This window comes from Ralstonia sp. 24A2 (assembly GCF_051783885.1).
Lineage (GTDB): Bacteria > Pseudomonadota > Gammaproteobacteria > Burkholderiales > Burkholderiaceae > Ralstonia.
Genome location: NZ_JBPVZD010000001.1, coordinates 249,073 through 268,386 on the forward strand (window position 1 = coordinate 249,073; position 19,314 = coordinate 268,386).

The window sequence follows — 19,314 nt, forward strand, 5'->3', positions numbered from 1 at the left end:
CTCAGACGGCCCGCCAAGCGCGGGCCGCTACAATTCTTGTCAGGTGCGGAAGTTTTCCGCAGACATCCGGAGGGTAACCATGAGTGACGTCTATGCGTTCGAAGCGGACTCGCTGGCAGGGCAGCGCGTGCCGCTTTCGCAATATCGCGGCAAGGTGCTGTTGATCGTGAACACGGCAAGCCAATGCGGGTTCACACCGCAATACGCGGGGCTGGAGGCGGTGTACAAGCGCCTGGGCGAAAAGGGCCTGGAAGTGCTCGGCTTCCCGTGCAATCAGTTCGGCAAGCAGGAGCCGGGCGAGGCAGCAGAGATCGGCGCGTTCTGCGAGAAGAACTACGGCGTGTCGTTCCCGATGTTCAGCAAGATCGACGTGAACGGGTCCAACGCCCATCCGCTATACAAGTGGCTGACTTCCGAGAAGCCCGGCGTGCTCGGCACTGAAGCCATCAAGTGGAATTTCACCAAGTTCCTGCTGCGTCGTGATGGCACGGTCTACAAGCGCTATGCACCGCTGACCAAGCCGGAAGAGATTGCCGGCGACATCGAGATGCTGCTGGCAGAGCCCGATCCGCTGCCGGCCTAATCGCCTGACCCACGCACCTTGCGCATGAAATCCGCCAGCGAGCGCTCGGCGGATTCCGCAAACTGCCGCTCCAGGATGTCGACCTTGACGCAGCGGTCCAGGCGGAAGGTGCGATAGTCCTGACGGTGCTCGCACCACGCGGCCACCAACCACACCTGCCCCCAGAAGAACAGCCCGAGCGGCTGGATGCACCGCTCGGTCAACTGGCCCTGCGCGTCGCGATAGGAGAGTCGAGCCACCGCGTGGCGGCCCAGCGCGGAATGCAGCGTATCGAAGACCTGCTTGACCTCGCTGCCCATGCCGTAGCCGGGTGCGAAGATGCGCGTGGTCTCGGCTTCGGTGCGGCGCTCGGCGGGCAGGGCGCCCATGAGCTTTTCCAGCGCCGCTTCGACCGAGCCGGCCATCGTGCCGCCGCTCCATGCCTTGATCATCCGCGCGCCCGCGACCAGCGCTTCCACTTCATCGGCGGTGAACATGAGCGGGGCCAGATCGAAGCCGGCACGCATGCGGTAGCCGATGCCGGCTTCGCCTTCAATCGGCACGCCCGAGATGGAGAGATCTCGGATGTCGCGATACACCGTGCGCTCGGACACACCCAGGCGGTCGGCCAGCATTGCCGCCGTGGTTAAACGGCGGCCTCGCAGGATCTGGGCAATCTGGAAAAGGCGGTCGGCGCGGCGGGTCATGCGCGGCATTGTAGTGGGCTTCGGGCCGGGTGCCATGCGCGCCATGATTCGACCGCCTAAGCCCGCCTGAGCCTACTAAGCGCCGAAGGGCGTCAGCTCGCGCTGCGGGTGGATATCGACCACGTCGACCTGTTCGCCACGGCGCAGCATGCGCTTGCCCAGCCGGGGAAAATCGGCAATCTCGATATTGAGATGCTCGCCGCCGCACAGGTAGAGCAGGTCTTCCTTGCCGCAGTTGCGCAGGTGATGCGCCACGCCCACGGGGAAGGCCATGAAATCGCCCGCGCGCACGGTGAACATGCTGTCGGCAATCTCGGCCTGCGCCTCGCCCGAGAGGATGTAGATCCATTCCTCTTCGCGTTGGTGCGAGTGGTAGACGAACGACTCCTTGCCCGGCGGCACGCGCGCGAAATTCACGCCCGTGCGTTTGAGCCCGAGCAGCCGGCCCATCATCGTGCCGTGGATTTCCGACAGGCTGTTCCAGGGGTGTGAAAACGACTGCGTGCGCGCAGCAATGTCGGCGGCGCGCATGAGATACGGGGACTGACTCGGCATGGTGTTTTTCTCTGTCTCGTGGGGAAGGCCGGCACCCGTGCACCGGCCTTTGCGGGGGCGCTTACTGCTGCAGTAGGTACGCCTGCGTCTTGGCGTCCGGCTCGTGCAGGCCGACGCGGTTGCCTTCGGTGTCGACAATGTGGGCGATGCGGCCCATGTGATCAGGCAGCGTCATGGGGCCGAACACGCATTGGCCGCCGCTGCCGTTCACGCGTTCGAGCACGGCGTCCAGGTTGGGTGCGTTCAGGTACACGACGCTGCCCTTGTCGGACGGGGCAAAGCCTTCGCCCTTGACCAGGGCGCCGTGAATGGTCGTCTCCCCAGCCGGGAACACGCCCATGGTCAGGTCGCCCATGTCTTCCTGTTTGAGCTGGGTGTCGAAGACGTTCTCGTAAAACTTCACCGCGCGCGGGAAATCGTTGGCGGGGATTTCAAACCAGTTGATGACGCTTGCCATGGTGCTCGCTCCGGTTGGTGGCTCCGGCGGTTGGGGGTGCCGTTGCCGTTAAGGTGGAGCGATTCTGGCGGGAGGCTCCTGACAGCGTTCTGTCAGGAGCCTTCAGGAGGGGAGTGGGGTGTTGAAGATTGCCCAGGCAGTGAACGCCGGGGCGGAGCGAGGTAGGGCTCAGTGCGGAATCCAGCCCGCCAGCAGCGGCACGAGTATCGCTGTCAGCACGCCATTCAGCCCCATGCCCAGCGCTGAGAACGCGCCCGCTTCCGGATTGACCTGGAATGCGCGCGCCGTGCCGATGCCGTGCGCCGCGATGCCGGTGGCAAAGCCGCGCACGCTGTACTCGCGGATGCGCAGCACGTTCAGCAGCCGCGTGGTGGTGGTTGCGCCCACGATGCCGGTCATCAGCACCAGCACGGCCGTGATCGTCGGTGCGCCGCCGATCTTCTCCGAGATGCCCATGGCGATCGGGATCGTCACCGACTTCGGCGCCATGGAGCGCAGCGTTTCGGGCGAGGCGCCCAGCAGCCACGCGATCCCGACAGCAGAGACCACCGCCACCACCGACCCGGCCAGCAGCCCGCCCATCAGCGGCAGTGCATGCCGGCGCAGCTTCGACCACTGCTGGAACAGCGGCACCGCCAGCGCCACGGTGGCGGGCCCCAGCAGGAAGTGCACGAACTGCGCGCCGTCGAAGTAGGTCTTGTACGGCGTGCCCGTCAATGTCAGGAGCGTGCCCAGGATGACCACCGCAATCAGCAGCGGATTGACCATCGGGTTGAAGCCGCTGCGCTCGTGCAGGCGCAGGCCGATCAGGTAGGCGATCAGCGTGGCAGTCAGGCCCAGCAGCGGGCTGGCGGCCAGGTAGACCCAGAGCTGATGCAGGTTGGGGGCCATCGTGTTCATGGGGCGAGCTCCTCGGTGGTCTCGCCGTGGTCACCCATGCGGCGCATCAGCGCGCGCGTGACGAGCGCCCCCGCTGCAATCGACAGCCAGGTCGACACGACGGTGGCCACCACGATCGGCAGCCATTCCTGCCCGATGCGGTTCAGTTGCGTCATCACGCCCACGCCGGCCGGCACGAACAGGATGGTCAGGTGGCGCAGCAAGTCGCTGACGGTGCCCTGCATGATTTCGAGCGCGCGGCCCTTGTCCACCAGCAGGTAGATCACCAGCAGCACCATGCCGATCACCGGACCGGGCACGGGCAGGTGCAGGGAATACGTCAGCAGCTCTCCGATCGACTGGAACGTCAACAGGATCGCGAAGGTTTGCAGCATGGGGCCTCCGGGCAAAACGAAGCGGCAAGTATAGAACTCGACCGCGTTCGGTTCAGGCCAGCATCCGGTCCACCAGCTCGATCCAGTGTTCGACCGGTGTGTCGGTGCCGCTCTGCAGATGCGTCACGCAACCGATGTTGGCGGTGACGATGCGCTCGGGCTGCGTCGCCTGCAGGTTGCGCAGCTTGTCGTCGCGCAGGCGGTAGGCCAATTCGGGCTGCAGTACCGAATACGTGCCCGCCGAGCCGCAGCACAGGTGGCTGTCGGCGCAGAGCTTGACGTCCACGCCCAGCGCGCCGAGCAGCGTTTCCACCGCGCCGCGAATCTGCTGGCCGTGCTGCAGCGTGCAAGGCGGGTGCCATGCCACGCGCGGGCGTTGTGCTTCAGGTTTGGCTTTCTGCAGCAGCGACTCGGAGAAGGCCGGCAGCACTTCGCACAGGTCGCGCGTCATGGCGGACACATGTGCCGCACGCTCGGCATAGGCCGGGTCGTCGCGCAGCAGGTGGCCGTACTCCTTGACCATCGCGCCGCAGCCGGAAGCCGTCATGACGATGGCTTCGGCGCCGGCTTCGATATGCGGCCACCACGCATCAATGTTGGCGCGCATGTTGCCGAGCCCGCCCACGTGATCGTTCATGTGATAGCGGATGGCGCCGCAGCAACCCGCTCGCTCTGCGCTGATGAGCTGCACGCCCAGCTTGTCGAACACGCGTGCCGTGGCGGCATTGATATTGGGCGACATGGCCGGTTGCACGCAGCCTTCGAGCAGCAGCATCTTGCGCGCGTGCGTGGTGGCGGGTCGCACGCCGGCCTCTGGCTGCTTGGCCGGGACCTTGTTGCGCAGCACTTGCGGCAGCAGCGGGCGCACAGCCTGCCCGAGCTTGAGCGCGGGGCCGAACAGCGCGGGCCGCGTCAGGCTTTCACGCAGCACCCAGCGCACGGCGCGCTCGCCCAACGGGCGCGATTCGCCGCGCGCGTCGAGCTGGTCATCGACGATCTTGCGGCCGATCTCCACCAGGCGCCCGTAGGTCACGCCGGAAGGGCAGGTCGATTCGCAGTTGCGGCAGGTCAGGCAGCGGTCCAGGTGCAGGCGCGTGGCCTGGCCGGCGGGCTGGCCTTCCAGCACCTGCTTCATCAGGTAGATGCGCCCGCGCGGGCCGTCCAGCTCGTCGCCGAGCAGTTGGTAGGTGGGGCAGGTGGCCGTGCAGAAGCCGCAGTGCACGCACTTCTGCACGATGCTTTGGGCTTCTTCGCCGTCGGGGGTGTTGCGCAGGAACGCCGCGAGGGTGATTTGCATGATGAGCGTGCGTTAGATGTCAGCGTACAAGCGGCCCGGGTTGAAGATGCCGTGCGGATCGAAGCTGTCCTTCAGGCGCTTGTGCACGGCCATCAGCGGCGCGGCGACGGGCGTGAAGATGTCGCTGGCGCGGTCGCCGTTGCGGAACAGCGTGGCGTGGCCGCCGGCCTTGCGGGCGGCATCGCGGATGGTGTCGGCAGGCGTGTTGGCGGTGTCGATCCACCAGCGCTGACCGCCGCCCCATTCGACGAGTTGTTCGTCCGCCGATGCATGGCCGAGTGCCAGCGGCGGCGTTGCCGGGGGCAGGGCAATGCGCCACAGCGGCAGGCTGCCTTGCAGGGCGCGCGCAAAGAACGTGTGCGATTGCTCGCGCAGGTCGCGCCAGAACGTGCCGGCTTGCGCATCGTCGACACGCTCGCCGCCGAGCTTGGTGATGGCGGCGCGCACCGCCGCATCGGCGCCGCACAGGCGGACCCACAGCGCACCGTCGATCCACGCCGACGCGGCAATTGGCAGCGGCTGGCCGCCCCAGCGGTTGAGCGTGTCGATGGCCTCGGCTTGTGCCATGGCAAAGCGCAGCGTTGCATCGCAGAACGGCATCGGCAGCACCTTGAGCGACACCTGCACCACGAGGCCGAGCGTGCCGAGCGCGCCCGCCATCAGACGCGAGACGTCGTAGCCGGCCACGTTCTTCATCACCTGGCCGCCGAAGTTGAGCATGTCGCCGCGGCCATCCATCACCACCGCGCCGAGCACGAAATCACGCAGCGCGCCCACCGATTGCCGGCGCGGGCCAGACAGGCCGGATGCAAACGCTCCGCCCACCGTTGCCTGCTTGCCGTTCGCAGCAAAGTGCGGCGGCTCGAACGCCAGCATCTGCTTGTGCTCGGCCAGCGCGGCTTCGATCTCGACGAGCGGCGTGCCGCTGCGTGCAGTGATGACGAGTTCCGCACAGTCGTAATCGACGATGCCGGACCACTCGCGCGTGTCGAGCACGGTGCCATTCGGCGCTGGTGCGCGGCCATAGAAATCTTTCGTGCCGCCGCCGCGCAGGGTCAGCGGTGTGCGGCTGTCGGCGGCCTGCGCGATGGCATCGCGAAAGCGCGCAAGCATGGGTGAAAGCGGGGTGTCTGGCGTGGTTGACATGTCGAACGTCCGGGCACTGCAGCTCACTGGCTGCGGGCGGTTTCCGTGGAAAGGGGCGGCAGCTTGGTCGCACAGCGCTTGCAGAACACGGCGTCGGCGTCGTGGCCTTCGGTGGCGCAGTGCGTGCAGGTGCGTGTCTTGGGCGAGCGCTGGCGCATGGTGTTCACCAGTTCGGCGCCGATGATGCCGGTCGGGAACGCGATGATGCTGTAGCCGAGCAAGATCGTCATCGACGTGATGAACTGGCCCAATGGCGTCTTGGGCACCAAGTCTCCAAAGCCCGTGGTGGTGAGCGTGACCACCGCCCAGTACATGCTGACCGGGATGCTGGTAAAGCCATGCTGCGGCCCTTCCACCACATACATCACCGTGCCCAGGATGATGGTGATGATGAACACCGTGCCCAGGAACACGAAGATCTTGCGCCGCGCGTTGACCAGCGCACGCAGCAACACCTGCGCTTCTTCAAAGTAGAGCGTGAGCTTGAGCACCCGGAACACGCGCAGCAGCCGCAGCAGGCGCACGTCCACCAGATACGCCATTTCGGGCGCAAAGACGGCCAGCCACGTTGGCAGAATCGACACGAAATCGATGACGCCGTAGAAGCTCAGCACATAGCGCCAAGGCTTGCGCACGACCAGGATGCGCATGACGTACTCCGCCGTGAACAGCAGCGTGAACAGCCATTCGAGCACCGTGAAAAGCGTGCCAGCACGGTCATGGATGGTCGGCAGGCTGTCGAGCATCACCACCGCCACACTGGCGACGATGGCGAGCAGCAGGATTTCATCGAAGCGCCGGCCGGCACGCGTCTCGGCCTCGAAGATGATGATGTACCAACGTCGGCGCCAGCCGTCCTCTTCGGGCTTGCCGAGGTATTCGCCCAGGCGCGCGTTGTGCGCGTGCCAGCGATATCGGTCGGGGCGGGATGGATTCTGGCTCATAGGCGGGCTCAGAAGCGCGGCAGATCGGGATGCGGTAGCAGGCCGTTGCGCACGTGCAGCTTGCCGTATTCGGCGCAGCGCGCGAGCGTGGGGATAGCCTTGTCGGGGTTCAGCAGACGCGCCGGGTCGAAGGCGGCCTTCACGCGCAGGAAGGCGTCGCGCTCCTCGGTGGAAAACTGCACGCACATCGAGCTGAGCTTTTCCACGCCCACGCCGTGTTCGCCGGTCACCGTGCCGCCCAGTTCCACGCAGGTTTCCAGGATGTCGGAGCCGAACAGCTCGGCGCGGTGCCACTCGTCCTGGTCTTCACCGTTGAAAAGGATGAGCGGATGCATGTTGCCGTCGCCCGCATGGAACACGTTGATGCAGCGCAGGGCGTATTTCTGCTCCATCTCCTGGATGCGCCGGAGCAGCGTGCCGATGTGCTTGCGCGGGATGGTGCCGTCCATGCAGTAGTAGTCGGGCGAGATGCGGCCTGCTGCCGGGAAGGCGTTCTTGCGGCCGCTCCAGAACTTCAGCCGCTCAGCTTCGCTTTGCGAGACCTGGATGCGCGTGGCGCCCGAGGCGCGCAGCACTTCGCTCATGCGCGCGATCTCTTCGGCCACCTCTTCGGGCGTGCCATCGGATTCGCACAGCAGGATGGCGGCGGCGTCGAGGTCGTATCCGGCGCAGACGAATTCCTCCACCGCGGCGGTGGCGGGCTTGTCCATCATCTCCAGCCCGGCCGGGATGATGCCGGCGGCAATCACGTCGGCCACGGCGTTGCCGCCGCTTTCCACGTCATCGAAGCTCGCCATGATCACCTGTGCGAGCTGCGGCTTGGGGATCAGGCGCACGGTCACTTCCGTCACCACGGCCAGCATGCCTTCGGAGCCGATCACGGTGGCTAGCAGGTCCAGGCCGGGCGCGTCGGGCGCCTCGCTGCCGAATTCGACGACCTCGCCGTCCATCATCACGGCGCGCACGCGCAGCACGTTGTGCACGGTCAGGCCGTACTTGAGGCAGTGCACGCCGCCGGAGTTCTCGTTCACGTTGCCGCCGATGGTGCAGGCGATCTGCGACGACGGATCGGGCGCGTAATACAGCCCGTGCGGGTTGGCCGCTTCCGAGATGGCGAGGTTGCGCACACCGGGCTGCACGACTGCTGTACGCGTGTACGGATCGACCTTGAGGATGCGCTTGAACTTGGCCAGCGATAGCACCAGCCCGCCCGGCGTGGGCATCGCGCCACCCGACAGGCTCGTCCCCGCGCCGCGCGGCACCACGGGCACACCCATGCGATGGCACACGCGCAGGATCTCGACGACCTGCGCTTCGGTATCGGGCAGCACCACGGCCAGCGGCACCTGCCGATAGGCGGCCAGGCCGTCGCATTCATACGGGGTGGTGTCTTCGCGCTTCCAGAGCAGGGCGTCGTCGGGAACGATCTGCGACAGCGCGGCGGTCAACTCGGCCTGCAGGGCAGACAGGTCTCGGGTGGAGGAGGGCAGCGGCGCGTTCATGGCGTGTCTCTCATTGTGATCACCGGACGCTGGGCCGGGGTGGGAGGCACTATAGCCCGGCCGCCGCGCCGCGCGGCGTGTTAAGGACTTTTGCGGCGATGAATTTGGCTCGCGCAAACGGCCAATCCGGTTCATCGCGGTGCAGCAAGATTCAAATCGTCGAGCGCGGAGCTTCAACGGCCGGCGGTGGGGCTTAAACCTCCGGCTTTCACACTAAAAGTTTCGAATCCGGAGGTCAGATGCTCCAAGCGCGGAGGTCAAACCGTCGGCATTGATGAAAAAAGCAGCACTGTCGGAGCAAAAAGGGTCGTGAGTCGGACCTCCGAGCTGCAACGTCGGACCTCGGAGGTCCAACGATGCTGCTTTTTGCATCAACGTTGGAGGTCCTGGGCTCCAGCGTCGGTACTAAAAGTTTCGAATCCGGAGGTTTGAGGTGCAACGAACCGCAGGCCGGGCGATTTACCAATCCAGCCCAAGCAGCCAGTCCACAAAATGCTGCGCCTCGGGCTTCATCGGCGCCTGCTCGCGCTGGACGATGTAATAAGCATGCGGCGAGGTCGATTCGATGTCCAGCAGCCGCACGATCTGCCCCGACGCCAGCCAGTTGCGCGCCATGGCCTGCCGCACCAGCGCCACGCCCTGGTTGGAGGCCACGGCTTCCAGCATCAGGCCGATGTCGTTGAAGAGCGAGCCGGTGGAGGGCTCCAGCGCATCGAGCCCCGCTGCCTCGAACCACGGGCGCCATGGCTCCAGCGGGCTGCGCAGCAGCGTGAGGTTTAGCAGTTGCGAGGCTTCGGTGATGGTGTTGCCGCTGATCTGCTCGAAGTAGCCGCGCCCGCACGCCGGGAAGACCGGCTCGTTGAGCAGCAGCGTCGTCTTCAGGTCCGGATAGCGGCCGGTGCCGTAGCGGATCTCGACGTCGGTGTCCTCGGCCTTGACATCGAGGAAGGGGATGGACAGGTGCAGCTCGACGTCGATGTGCGGATACAGCGCGTTGAACTCGGGAATGCGCGGTACCAGGTGCTGGCGCCCGAACGTGGGCGGAATCGCCACGCGCAGCCGTGCGCGCTGCTTGCTGAATTCGGGCCGCGCCAGTTCATGCAGGCTCTTGAGCGCGTCCTGCACGCTGCGCAGGTACCGCGTGCCGGCCGCAGTCAACCGCAGTGCCGTGCCGGTGCGCACGAACAGGTCTTCGCCCCACAGCTCTTCGAGGTTCTTGATGCGGTGCGAGACCGCACTGGGCGTGACCGACAACTCTTCGGCCGCACGCGCGAAGCTCGCATGGCGCGCCCCCGCTTCGAAGGCAATCAGTAGATGCAGCGGAGGAACGCGCTTGAAGACGGAGGCCATGCGGAGTCTGTCGCTTACAGGTGGAAGATCTTGCCGGGGTTCAGGATGTGCTTCGGGTCCAGCGCCTGCTTGACGCTGCGCATCAGGTCGATCGCATCGTTGCCGTGCTCGGCGACGAGGAAGTCCATCTTGTGCAGGCCGACGCCGTGTTCGCCTGTGCAGGTGCCGTCCATGGCAATCGCCCGCGAGACGATGCGCTGGTTGATGCGCTCGGCTTCCTCCAGTTCTTCAGGCTTGTCCGGATCGATCAGCAGCGCGACGTGGAAGTTGCCGTCACCCACGTGGCCGACGATCGGGGCGGGCAGGTGCAGCGTACTGGCGAGCAGGTCTTTCTCGGTTTCCACCACGCACTCGGCCAGCCGCGAGATCGGCACGCACACGTCGGTGGTGACGGCGCGGCAGCCGGGCTTGAGCTGCAGGAAGGCGAAGTACGCGTTGTGGCGGGCGTTCCACAGGCGGCTGCGGTCTTCGGGGCGCGTGGCCCATTCGAAGCCCTGGCCCTTGTGCTCGGCGGCGATCTGCTGGACGGTCTCGGCCTGCTCCTGCACACCGTGCTCGGAGCCGTGGAACTCGAAGAACAGCGTCGGCATTTCGGGCAGCGTGAGCTTGTCGTACTGGTTGATCGCGCGGATGGCCAGCGCATCGACAAACTCCACGCGCGCAATCGGCACGCCCATCTGGATGGTGTCGATCACAGCGGACACCGCATCGCCCATGCTGGGGAAGGCGCACACGGCGGCGGACACCGCTTCCGGCTGCGGATACAGCTTGAGCGTGATCTCGGTGATGATGCCCAGCGTCCCTTCGCTGCCGATGAACAGGCGCGTCAGGTCGTAGCCTGCCGACGATTTGCGCGCGCGGTTGGCCGTTTTGATGATGCGGCCGTCGGCGGTCACCACGGTCAGGTTCAGCACGTTCTCGCGCATCGTGCCGTAGCGCACGGCGTTGGTGCCGGACGCGCGCGTCGCGCACATGCCGCCGATGGATGCATCCGCACCCGGGTCGATCGGGAAGAACAGGCCCGTGTCGCGGATCTCGGTATTGAGCTGCTTGCGCGTGACGCCCGGCTCGACCGTCACCGTCAGGTCTTCCGGGTGGACCGACAGCACGCGGTTCATCTGCGAGAGATCGAGGCTCACGCCGCCGGCCACCGCCAGCAGGTGGCCTTCGAGCGACGAACCGGCACCGTACGGGATCAACGGAATCTCGTGCTCGAAGCACAGCTTGGCGACGGCAGCGACTTCCTCGGTGGTCTGCGCGAAGACGACGGCGTCGGGCAGCATCGGGTCGTAGGCGGATTCGTCGCGGCCGTGGTGGGCGCGCACGGCTTCGGCGGTGGAGAGGCGATCACCGAAACGGGCACGCAGCGCGTCGAGCATGGCGGTGGGAATCGGCTTGCGGATCAACTGGGAGTGAGGAGCGGGGTGGTTCATGGCGTCTCGCGGTGGCTGCGGTCTGGGGCCGCAGTTTGGGAGCAACGTGGGCTGTCATTCTAACGCCGGGGTCGCGCGCGGCTTGCGATAATGGCCCGCATCGATATTGCACCGCATTCAGGGAGACGCATCGTGGGCAACCGCTTATCCAAGATCGCCACGCGCACCGGCGACGACGGCACCACCGGCCTCGGCGACGGCAGCCGCACGGCCAAAGACAGCTTGCGCATTGCCGCCATTGGCGACGTCGACGAACTGAACTCGCACATCGGCGTGCTGCTGACAGAGACGCTGCCCGATGGCGTGCAGGACGGGATACATGCAGCGCTGACCGCCATCCAGCATGACTTGTTCGACCTGGGCGGCGAACTGTGCATCCCCGGCTACACAATGGTCACGACCGCGCACGTGCTGCGGCTCGACCAATGGCTGGCTGACTACAACGCCGATCTGCCGCGTCTGGCGGAATTCATCCTGCCGGGCGGCAGCCGCGCGGCGGCACAGGCGCACATCTGCCGCACCGTCGCGCGCCGGGCGGAACGCAGTATCGTCGCGCTTGGCCGCGCCGAGACGATTGGCGAGGCGCCCCGTCAGTACGTCAATCGTCTATCGGACCTGCTGTTCGTGCTGGCACGTGTGCTCAATCGCGCGGATGGCGGCACGGATGTGCTGTGGAAGCGCGACGAGCACAAGCCGACCTGATCGCAGTCGGCACACCAAAACAAAACGGCCCGGCTGTGACACCGGGCCGTTTGCTTTGCAGCGAGAGGTTCAGTTCACGCTTGTCGGCGTGGTCGTGCTTTGCGCCACGGCAGTCAGCCCGGCCAGTTGCCCCGGCGTCGTGATCGTCAGTGCCTGCGATGGCGTCGGTGCCGGGAAGCCGGCCTCGGCCAGCGCTTCCTTGATGGTACGGTTGGTGTCGAAGTAGACCTGCCAGTAGTTGTCGTTGTGCGTGTAGGGGCGCACGGCCAGCACCGGCCCGACCAGGTTGAACTCCAGGATCTCCACGTCGACTGCCGGATCGGCCAGCACGTTCGGGATGGCGGCAACCTTCTCCTTGAGCAGTGCGATGGCGGCGCGGTGGTCGGCACTGCCGGCCAATTGCGCTTTCAGTTCAACGCGGCGGAACGGGTTGGCGGTGTAGTTCTGGATCGTGTCGGAGAAGATCTTGCCGTTGCCGACAATGGTGACCACGTTGTCCGGCGTATTGAGCGACGTGGCGAACAGACCGATTTCCTTGACCGTGCCGGTGATGCCACCGACCGTCACGAAATCGCCCACCTTGAACGGCCGCAGCACGATCAGGAACGCGCCTGCCGCAAAGTTCGACAGCAGCCCCGACCATGCCATGCCGATGGCCACGCCGGCTGCTGCAATCAGCGCTGCGAACGTCGTCGTCTGGATGCCGAAGTACCCCAGGATGCCGATCACGAGCAGCACGTTCAACGTGACGGTAATGATCGAGCCCACATAGCGCAGCACGGTCGGATCGACCTTCTGCCGGCTCAACGAACCTTCCACCATGCGCACCGCGAAATTGATCAGCCAGCGGCCGACCACCCAGAAGACGATGGCGGCGAGGATCTTCATGCCGACGTCGGTGGCGTACTGCGCGATGATCGCCTGGTACTTGCTTGCGGTATTGACGGCGGTATCCGCCAGGGTGTCTGCCATGGTTGCCTCCAGGGGTGGGCAGGGGAATCTCCCTACGATATGTCAAAGACAACGCACTTGTGTGATTTTGATATGTTTTGGTCACATTTGTTTTATATTGCGCCGCACCCACGGCCCCTGGTGGCCCAGGGGCGTCATGGATCAGTAGCGGGCGTCAGCAGGCTTCTTGTCCCGGGGCCAGTCGTTGACCTTGGGCGCGAAATCCGGGCGGGGCATGTGTGAGAAGAATTCCGCCACATCCAGGGCCTCCTGGTCCGTCAGCCCGCCTTGCCCCAACGGGAACCGGTTGTGGAACGCGATCGGCATGTTGTTCTTCACAAACGCGGCTGCTGTGTAGGTACGCGCCATGCCGGCACCGATGTTGAACGACTGATCACCCCACAGCGGCGGGTAGACGGACTGGCCTTGCGCGTTCGTGATGCCTTCGCCGTTGGCGCCGTGGCACAGCGCGCATTGCGCTGCGTAGATGTTCCGGCCGTTGTCCGTATTGGGCACGAGACCCTTGTCGATCTTGCCTACGCCGCGCCCGGCGACCTTGTCTTGCGGCTTGGTCTCGCGCTTCATCCAGTCGAAGTAGGCGACCATCGCTTTCATCTCTTCGGAATTCACCGGCAACGGCTTGCCGTTCATCGAGCGCAGGAAGCAGCCGTTGATGCGGTCTTCGAGCGTGATGACGCGCCCCGCACGCGGTGCATAGCTCGGGAAGAAGGCAGACAGACCGACATACGGAGACCCATCGGCAACCGTGCCCGCATTGAGGTGGCAACTGGCGCAGTTGAGCTTGTTGCCGACGTTCTTGGGCAGCAGGTTGTGCGTGTCGATGTTCAGGCGCGCACCGAGCACCAGTTGCTTGGCGTTGGGCTCATTGAGCATGGCGGCCAGGCGCGGCGTTTCGAATTGGGTGGCATCCAGCTGCCTGACTTCCAGTTCCTTGCGTGCCTTGGTCACGTCGGACGCCGCCACCGGTTGCGGTTGCCGTTTGGCGTTGCTCCAGCTCTCGCGCGTGAAGTTCACGATGTCGGCAATTTCCTGGTCGCCTAGTCGGGCAAACGACGGCATGGTCAGTACCCGGGCGTGGCGCACCGTCTGTGCCGTAGCAGAGCCGGTCAGCAGGATGTGTAGCAGCGTGGCCGGGTTGCGGTCGCTCAATACCGGGTTGCCTGCCAGCGGCGGAAACACGTTGGGCACGCCGTCGCCATTGCTGCGGTGGCAATCGGCACAGAACTGCAGATAGCCCAGGCCGCCGCGGCTGGTGTAGAGGCTTGCGGGCGGCGTGAGCATGCCCGAGTCGGGCGGAATGATGACGGGCGCCGGACTTTGTACAACCTGCATCGGCTTGTCGACCGCGCTGGTGGGCAAGGATTTGAGGTACTCGCCAATGGCCAGCAGATCGCCGTTGGTCATGTACTGCGTACTGTGCTGCACCACGTCGACCATGTTGCCGGACACGGCGCCGTGGCGGTTGCGCCCGGTCTTGAGCATCTCGGCCACATCCTGCGGTGTCCACAGGCTGCGCAGACTCAGGGCGCGCCAGCCTTCCACCGTTTCACCGGCCAGGAAGTATTTGCCCTGGGCGGTGGCCTCGGACATGGTCTTTTCCTGGAAGCCGATGCCGCGCGGCGTATGGCAGGCACCGCAGTGCCCCAGGCCCTGCACGATATACGCGCCCCGGTTCCACTCAGCAGATTGCGAAGGATTCGGCTGGAAGGGTGCACTCTCCAGAAAGGCCCAATTCCACAGCGACAGCCCCCAGCGCTGGTTGAACGGGAACGACATGCCCAGGGGCTGGTTGGTCTGCTGCACCGGCGCCACGCCCTGCATCAGATAGGCGTACAGCGCTTGCATGTCCTCCGGCGTCGTCTTGGCGTAGGACGGATACGGCATCGCCGGGTACAGGTTGTGGCCATCTGCGGCCACGCCCTTGCGCATCGCGCGGTCAAACTGCTCGAACGTATAGCGGCCAATGCCTGTTGCCACGTCCGGCGTGATGTTGGTCGAATACAGCGCACCAAACGGCGTCTGCAGTGCGAGCCCGCCCGCCATCGGCTTGGATTTGTCGCTGGTGTGGCAGGCAACGCAGTCACCCAGACGCGCGACATAGCGGCCGCGCTCCACCTGTGCACGCGTAGTCTCGTCCATGTCCTTTGTGTTGCTTGCGGGCAGGTCATCAATGACCTGCGGCAACTGGGCATGCGTGGACGCAGAGGCTTGCGCCGTGGGCCTTGCAGCGGACGGTTGTTGTGATTGCGCTTGCGCCCCCAATTGCAATGCCGCGAAAGCTGTTGTGATCAGGGTGAACTGCAGAACTCGCCTTGTCGTATGCATAGGTGTGTGAGCGTTGCCCCTGCCGACTGGTCATTTTTCTGGGGTGATCGGCATCCACGGGTATGACCCCATTCTATTGAGAGGGGTACTCTCAAGATCACATCGACCTTGCCTCTGTTTGATCCACCTCATGACTGTGTTGCGGGGCTAGCGGGCCCTTGCAAGCGCGGTGATTGGGGGCTGATTCGGACTGGCAGCACCAAAAGAAAAGGACGCCCGCAGGCGTCCTTCTTCACAACCGGTCAACGCAGATCAGTTGCCGCTGCCGGGCACCAGACGGCGCTTGCGCACCGCGTCGGCCAGCGTCTCCAGCACCTTCAGCGAATCGTCCCAGCCGATGCAGGCGTCGGTCACGCTCTGGCCGTAGGCCAGGTCGGACACCGGCGTGCCCTGCACGTGGTCTTGGCGGCCGGCGTTGATGTGCGACTCCACCATCACCCCGACGATGCGGTTGTCACCGGCAGCCATCTGGCGGCCGATGTCTTCACACACCGGAATCTGGTTCTCGTGCTTCTTGCTGCTGTTGGCGTGCGACGCATCGATCATCAGGCGCGCGGCCAGGCCCGACTTGGAGATGGCGTCGCAGGCTTCCTGCACGCTGGCGGCGTCATAGTTGGGCGCCTTGCCGCCGCGCAGGATGATGTGGCAATCCTCGTTGCCGGCCGTCGACACGATGGCCGAGTGGCCGCCCTTGGTGACCGACAGGAAGTGGTGCGGCTGCGATGCGGCCTTGATGGCGTCGACAGCGATCTTCACGTTGCCGTCGGTGCCGTTCTTGAAACCGACCGGGCACGACAGGCCCGAAGCCAGTTCGCGGTGGACTTGCGACTCGGTCGTGCGTGCACCGATCGCGCCCCAGCTCACCAAGTCGGCGATGTACTGCGGGCTGATCACGTCGAGGTATTCGGTGCCGGCGGGCAGGCCCAGCTCGTTGATGTTCATCAGCAGCTCGCGCGCGGTGCGCAGGCCGTCGTTGATCTTGAAGCTGCCGTCCATGTGCGGATCGTTGATCAGACCCTTCCAGCCGACCGTGGTGCGCGGCTTCTCGAAGTACACGCGCATGACGATTTCCAGCTCGTTCTTGAAGCGCTCGCGCTGTTCGACCAGGCGGCGGGCGTAGTCCATCGCCGCCTTGGTGTCGTGGATGGAGCAGGGGCCGATGATGACGATCAGGCGGTCGTCCATGCCGTGCAGGATGCGGTGCATCGCGTTCCGGCTTTGGTAGATCAGATCGGACACGGTGTCGCTGCACGGGAATTCGCGGATCAAGTGCGACGGCGGCGTCAGCTCTTTCAGTTCGCGAATGCGCAAATCATCGGTGTTCTTCGGCATGGAAAGCTCCAGGGGGATGTCTTGGTTCGTGTATTGGAAACGTCTACTGTGTTCGGATCATGTTTCGCGTCGGCGCCGGGGTGGGGCAGGTGACAGGGCGAAAAAAAAACCGCCAGGGTCGCTGGCGGTTTTCGGTATCTGCTGGGTGCTTTTATTTTTGCTGCAAGCGCCCCTCTCCTTCCGCCAGCGGTGCGAGATGCCAAAAGTAAAAGTAAAAAAACTTGGCGAAGGACATGGGAGAGAAAGCTAAGCAGTGCAACAAAAATCAGGGAAGCGCTACTGCGCCGCACCAATCGAAACGTCTTTATAAACCCTTTTTTTGAGCGCCGCAAGAGCGGCGTTTCTGCCCGTGCGGCGCCCAAGCGACGGTTTTTCGGCCGGTCAGACCGTGCCGCCCACCGTCATATTCTCCATGCGCAGGGTCGGCTGGCCCACGCCCACCGGCACACTCTGGCCTTCCTTGCCGCACACGCCGATGCCCGAATCGAGGCGCATGTCGTTGCCGATCATGGTCACGTGCTTGAGCGATTCCGGGCCGCTGCCGACCAGCGTCGCGCCCTTGACCGGTGCGGTGATCTTGCCGTCCTCGATCAGGTAGGCCTCGCTGGCGGAGAACACGAACTTGCCGTTGGTGATGTCGACCTGGCCGCCACCAAAGTTGACCGCATACAGGCCCTTCTTCACGCTGGCGATGATCTCCTGCGGGTCCTTGTCGCCGCCGAGCATGTAGGTGTTGGTCATGCGCGGCATCGGCAGGGCGGCGTAGCTCTCGCGGCGGGCGTTGCCGGTCACGGGCATCTTCATCAGGCGCGCGTTGAGCGTGTCCTGCATGTAGCCGGTGAGGATGCCGTCTTCGATGAGCGTGTTGCACTGCGTGGGGTTGCCCTCGTCGTCGAGGTTGAGCGAGCCGCGGCGGTTGGCCAGCGTCCCGTCATCCACCACGGTGACGCCCTTGGCCGCCACGCGTTCGCCCATGCGGCCGGAGAACGCCGACGAGCCCTTGCGGTTGAAGTCGCCCTCCAGGCCATGGCCGATTGCTTCGTGCAGCAGCACGCCGGGCCAGCCCGGGCCGAGCACGACGGTCATCGTGCCTGCCGGTGCCGGCTTGGCCTCCAGGTTGACGAGTGCGGAGGAGACCGCCTCATCCACGTATTCGCGCAGCAGGTCGTCGGTGAAGTAGCCGTAGGCATAGCGGCCGCCGCCGCCGGAGCTGCCCATTTCGCGGCGCCCATTTTGTTCTGCGATGACGGTGACGGAGATGCGTACCAGCGGGCGCACATCGGCCGCGATCACGCCGTCGCTGCGTGCGACCAGCATCACGTCGTATTCACCGGCCAGGCCGGCCATGACCTGCACCACGCGCGGGTCCTTGGCGCGGGCGAGCTTTTCGATGCGCTCGAGCAGGGCGACCTTTTCGGTAGCCGTCATCGAATCGAGCGGGTCGTTCGGTGCATACAGCGAATGGCCGCTCGGGCCGCTGACCAGGCTGTTCGCCACCTTCACGCGGCCGGAGCCGGCCTTGCCGATGGTGCGCGTGGCGCCGGCGGCCTGCATCAGCGCGGGCAGGCTGATGTCGTCGGAGTAGGCAAATGCGGTGCGGTCGCCCGAGACGGCGCGCACGCCCACGCCTTGGTCAATGCTGAAACTGCCCGACTTGACGATGCCTTCTTCCAGGCTCCACGCCTCGTTGCGCGTGTACTGGAAGTACAAGTCTGCATAGTCGACGCGGTGCGTGAAGATGTCGGCCAGCGCGCGCTGCAGGTGCGCTTCATCGAGGCCGTACGGATCGAGCAGCACACGGCGCGCGATGGACAGATTCTGGATGGCGATGTCGCCTGCGTTCATAGTGGGTCCTTTGGAATTCGGTTGGGCTACATCACACGGTGTTTCAACGCCGGCAAGTCCTGGCGCACTTGCGCAAGGCGGGCCGGGTCCATGTCGCCGACGACCACGCCTTCGCCTTCAGGCAATGCGGCGATGACTTCGCCCCACGGGTCGACCAACATGGAATGGCCCCACGTGCGGCGGCCGTTTTCGTGGCGCCCGCCCTGTGCGGCGGCGAGCACGTAGCACTGGTTCTCGATCGCGCGGGCGCGCAGCAGGATTTCCCAGTGCGCGGCGCCCGTCACGTAGGTGAAGGCCGCCGGCATCAGAATCAAGTTCAGGTTGCCCTGCGACGACAGCGCACGGTACAGCTCCGGAAAGCGCAGGTCGTAACACACCGACATCCCTACGCGCCCGCATGGCGCATCAAAGGCGATCGGCGTGGCACCGGGTTCGATGGTGCGGGCTTCATCGTAACGCTCTTCGCCGCGCACGAAGTTGAACAGGTGGATCTTGTCGTAGCGCGCCACGCGCAGCCCGGCCGGGTTATAGGCGAGCGACGTGTTGCGCACGCGTTGTTCGTCTTCGCACCACATCGGCAGCGTGCCGCCGACGAGCCACAGCTTGTGGCGGCGCGCGGCATCGGCCAGGAAGGACTGAATCGGGCCATCCTGGTCATCTTCGCGGATGGCGACCTTGTCGCTGTCCTTGCGGCCCATCTTGCAGAAGTACTCAGGCAGCAAGGCCAGTTGCGCGCCCTGGGCAGCGGCCTCGGCGAGCAGCGCATCGGCACGCGCCAGGTTGGCGTCCACCTCGACACTCGTCACCGTCTGGATGGCGGCGACGCGGAAAGGTGCACCAAAGGGCGCACCCGAGAGCACATCCGTGCCGGGTGCGGTGTGGGCGGGAGCAACGGTCGCAGAAGTCATGAG

18 protein-coding genes are annotated in these 19,314 nt (G+C 65.2%); 2 read left to right on the top strand and 16 right to left on the bottom strand.

What is annotated here, in order from left to right; translation table 11 throughout:
• The first annotated feature begins 79 nt into the window (after positions 1-79).
• Complete coding sequence (locus tag ACS13N_RS01115) at positions 80-583, top strand: glutathione peroxidase (protein WP_438929962.1); 504 nt, start codon at positions 80-82, stop codon at positions 581-583.
• On the opposite strand, the gene ACS13N_RS01120 is transcribed toward ACS13N_RS01115, so the two are convergent.
• From ACS13N_RS01120 to ACS13N_RS01170, 11 genes are all read right to left on the bottom strand, one after another.
• Positions 580-1,278: a helix-turn-helix transcriptional regulator gene (locus ACS13N_RS01120; RefSeq protein WP_438929963.1), complete on the bottom strand. Its 699-nt coding sequence runs from the start codon at positions 1,276-1,278 to the stop codon at positions 580-582. The genes ACS13N_RS01115 and ACS13N_RS01120 overlap by 4 nt on opposite strands.
• Positions 1,279-1,344: 66 nt before the next feature.
• The gene (locus ACS13N_RS01125; RefSeq protein ID WP_438929964.1) at positions 1,345-1,824 is read right to left on the bottom strand and encodes a cupin domain-containing protein; all 480 of its coding nucleotides are present in this window, start codon (positions 1,822-1,824) and stop codon (positions 1,345-1,347) included.
• Positions 1,825-1,885: 61 nt separating this feature from the next.
• Positions 1,886-2,281: a VOC family protein gene (locus tag ACS13N_RS01130; RefSeq protein ID WP_027680594.1), complete on the bottom strand. Its 396-nt coding sequence runs from the start codon at positions 2,279-2,281 to the stop codon at positions 1,886-1,888.
• 168 nt (positions 2,282-2,449) lie between these two features.
• Positions 2,450-3,181, bottom strand: coding sequence for an LrgB family protein (locus ACS13N_RS01135; protein WP_438929965.1), 732 nt, complete (start codon positions 3,179-3,181; stop codon positions 2,450-2,452).
• Positions 3,178-3,555, bottom strand: coding sequence for a CidA/LrgA family protein (locus ACS13N_RS01140; protein ID WP_438929966.1), 378 nt, complete (start codon positions 3,553-3,555; stop codon positions 3,178-3,180). The genes ACS13N_RS01135 and ACS13N_RS01140 overlap by 4 nt, the downstream gene beginning before the upstream one ends.
• A 52-nt stretch (positions 3,556-3,607) precedes the next feature.
• Positions 3,608-4,852: a glycolate oxidase subunit GlcF gene (gene glcF / locus ACS13N_RS01145; RefSeq protein WP_438929967.1), complete on the bottom strand. Its 1,245-nt coding sequence runs from the start codon at positions 4,850-4,852 to the stop codon at positions 3,608-3,610.
• Between the two features lie 12 nt (positions 4,853-4,864).
• Positions 4,865-5,998, bottom strand: coding sequence for a glycolate oxidase subunit GlcE (gene glcE, locus ACS13N_RS01150; protein WP_438929968.1), 1,134 nt, complete (start codon positions 5,996-5,998; stop codon positions 4,865-4,867).
• A 23-nt stretch (positions 5,999-6,021) separates the two neighbouring features.
• Positions 6,022-6,942, bottom strand: coding sequence for an ion transporter (locus tag ACS13N_RS01155; protein WP_438929969.1), 921 nt, complete (start codon positions 6,940-6,942; stop codon positions 6,022-6,024).
• An 8-nt stretch (positions 6,943-6,950) separates the two neighbouring features.
• Entirely contained in the window at positions 6,951-8,444 is a 1,494-nt protein-coding gene (locus tag ACS13N_RS01160; protein WP_438929970.1) for an FAD-linked oxidase C-terminal domain-containing protein, read from the bottom strand.
• Between the two features lie 459 nt (positions 8,445-8,903).
• On the bottom strand, positions 8,904-9,794 hold the full coding sequence (locus ACS13N_RS01165) for a LysR substrate-binding domain-containing protein (RefSeq protein WP_438929971.1): 891 nt from the start codon (positions 9,792-9,794) through the stop codon (positions 8,904-8,906).
• Positions 9,795-9,808: 14 nt separating this feature from the next.
• A complete protein-coding gene (locus ACS13N_RS01170; protein WP_438929972.1) occupies positions 9,809-11,227 on the bottom strand; it encodes an FAD-binding oxidoreductase in 1,419 nt (472 codons plus the stop codon).
• A 132-nt stretch (positions 11,228-11,359) separates the two neighbouring features.
• Between ACS13N_RS01170 and ACS13N_RS01175 the strand changes: the two genes are divergently transcribed.
• The gene (locus ACS13N_RS01175) at positions 11,360-11,929 is read left to right on the top strand and encodes a cob(I)yrinic acid a,c-diamide adenosyltransferase (RefSeq protein WP_438929973.1); all 570 of its coding nucleotides are present in this window, start codon (positions 11,360-11,362) and stop codon (positions 11,927-11,929) included.
• Between the two features lie 69 nt (positions 11,930-11,998).
• On the opposite strand, the gene ACS13N_RS01180 is transcribed toward ACS13N_RS01175, so the two are convergent.
• From ACS13N_RS01180 to ACS13N_RS01200, 5 genes are all read right to left on the bottom strand, one after another.
• Positions 11,999-12,901, bottom strand: coding sequence for a mechanosensitive ion channel family protein (locus ACS13N_RS01180; RefSeq protein ID WP_438929974.1), 903 nt, complete (start codon positions 12,899-12,901; stop codon positions 11,999-12,001).
• Positions 12,902-13,042: 141 nt separating this feature from the next.
• Positions 13,043-15,226, bottom strand: coding sequence for a c-type cytochrome (locus ACS13N_RS01185; protein WP_438929975.1), 2,184 nt, complete (start codon positions 15,224-15,226; stop codon positions 13,043-13,045).
• A 252-nt stretch (positions 15,227-15,478) separates the two neighbouring features.
• Positions 15,479-16,558, bottom strand: coding sequence for a 3-deoxy-7-phosphoheptulonate synthase AroG (gene aroG, locus ACS13N_RS01190; protein ID WP_438929976.1), 1,080 nt, complete (start codon positions 16,556-16,558; stop codon positions 15,479-15,481).
• Between the two features lie 381 nt (positions 16,559-16,939).
• On the bottom strand, positions 16,940-18,403 hold the full coding sequence (gene tldD / locus ACS13N_RS01195; protein ID WP_426394808.1) for a metalloprotease TldD: 1,464 nt from the start codon (positions 18,401-18,403) through the stop codon (positions 16,940-16,942).
• A 26-nt stretch (positions 18,404-18,429) separates the two neighbouring features.
• Positions 18,430-19,311, bottom strand: a complete 882-nt coding sequence (locus ACS13N_RS01200; protein WP_438929977.1) for a carbon-nitrogen hydrolase family protein — start codon at positions 19,309-19,311, stop codon at positions 18,430-18,432.
• Positions 19,312-19,314: the final 3 nt, after the last annotated feature.

Bases quoted from the DNA above. Each gene is read 5' to 3' on its own strand.
- ACS13N_RS01115 (WP_438929962.1), top strand. From the start codon at position 80: ATGAGTGACGTCTATGCGTTCGAAGCGGACTCGCTGGCAGGGCAGCGC.
- ACS13N_RS01120 (WP_438929963.1), bottom strand. From the start codon at position 1,278: ATGCCGCGCATGACCCGCCGCGCCGACCGCCTTTTCCAGATTGCCCAG.
- ACS13N_RS01125 (WP_438929964.1), bottom strand. From the start codon at position 1,824: ATGCCGAGTCAGTCCCCGTATCTCATGCGCGCCGCCGACATTGCTGCG.
- ACS13N_RS01130 (WP_027680594.1), bottom strand. From the start codon at position 2,281: ATGGCAAGCGTCATCAACTGGTTTGAAATCCCCGCCAACGATTTCCCG.
- ACS13N_RS01135 (WP_438929965.1), bottom strand. From the start codon at position 3,181: ATGAACACGATGGCCCCCAACCTGCATCAGCTCTGGGTCTACCTGGCC.
- ACS13N_RS01140 (WP_438929966.1), bottom strand. From the start codon at position 3,555: ATGCTGCAAACCTTCGCGATCCTGTTGACGTTCCAGTCGATCGGAGAG.
- glcF (WP_438929967.1), bottom strand. From the start codon at position 4,852: ATGCAAATCACCCTCGCGGCGTTCCTGCGCAACACCCCCGACGGCGAA.
- glcE (WP_438929968.1), bottom strand. From the start codon at position 5,998: ATGTCAACCACGCCAGACACCCCGCTTTCACCCATGCTTGCGCGCTTT.
- ACS13N_RS01155 (WP_438929969.1), bottom strand. From the start codon at position 6,942: ATGAGCCAGAATCCATCCCGCCCCGACCGATATCGCTGGCACGCGCAC.
- ACS13N_RS01160 (WP_438929970.1), bottom strand. From the start codon at position 8,444: ATGAACGCGCCGCTGCCCTCCTCCACCCGAGACCTGTCTGCCCTGCAG.
- ACS13N_RS01165 (WP_438929971.1), bottom strand. From the start codon at position 9,794: ATGGCCTCCGTCTTCAAGCGCGTTCCTCCGCTGCATCTACTGATTGCC.
- ACS13N_RS01170 (WP_438929972.1), bottom strand. From the start codon at position 11,227: ATGAACCACCCCGCTCCTCACTCCCAGTTGATCCGCAAGCCGATTCCC.
- ACS13N_RS01180 (WP_438929974.1), bottom strand. From the start codon at position 12,901: ATGGCAGACACCCTGGCGGATACCGCCGTCAATACCGCAAGCAAGTAC.
- ACS13N_RS01185 (WP_438929975.1), bottom strand. From the start codon at position 15,226: ATGCATACGACAAGGCGAGTTCTGCAGTTCACCCTGATCACAACAGCT.
- aroG (WP_438929976.1), bottom strand. From the start codon at position 16,558: ATGCCGAAGAACACCGATGATTTGCGCATTCGCGAACTGAAAGAGCTG.
- tldD (WP_426394808.1), bottom strand. From the start codon at position 18,403: ATGAACGCAGGCGACATCGCCATCCAGAATCTGTCCATCGCGCGCCGT.
- ACS13N_RS01200 (WP_438929977.1), bottom strand. From the start codon at position 19,311: ATGACTTCTGCGACCGTTGCTCCCGCCCACACCGCACCCGGCACGGAT.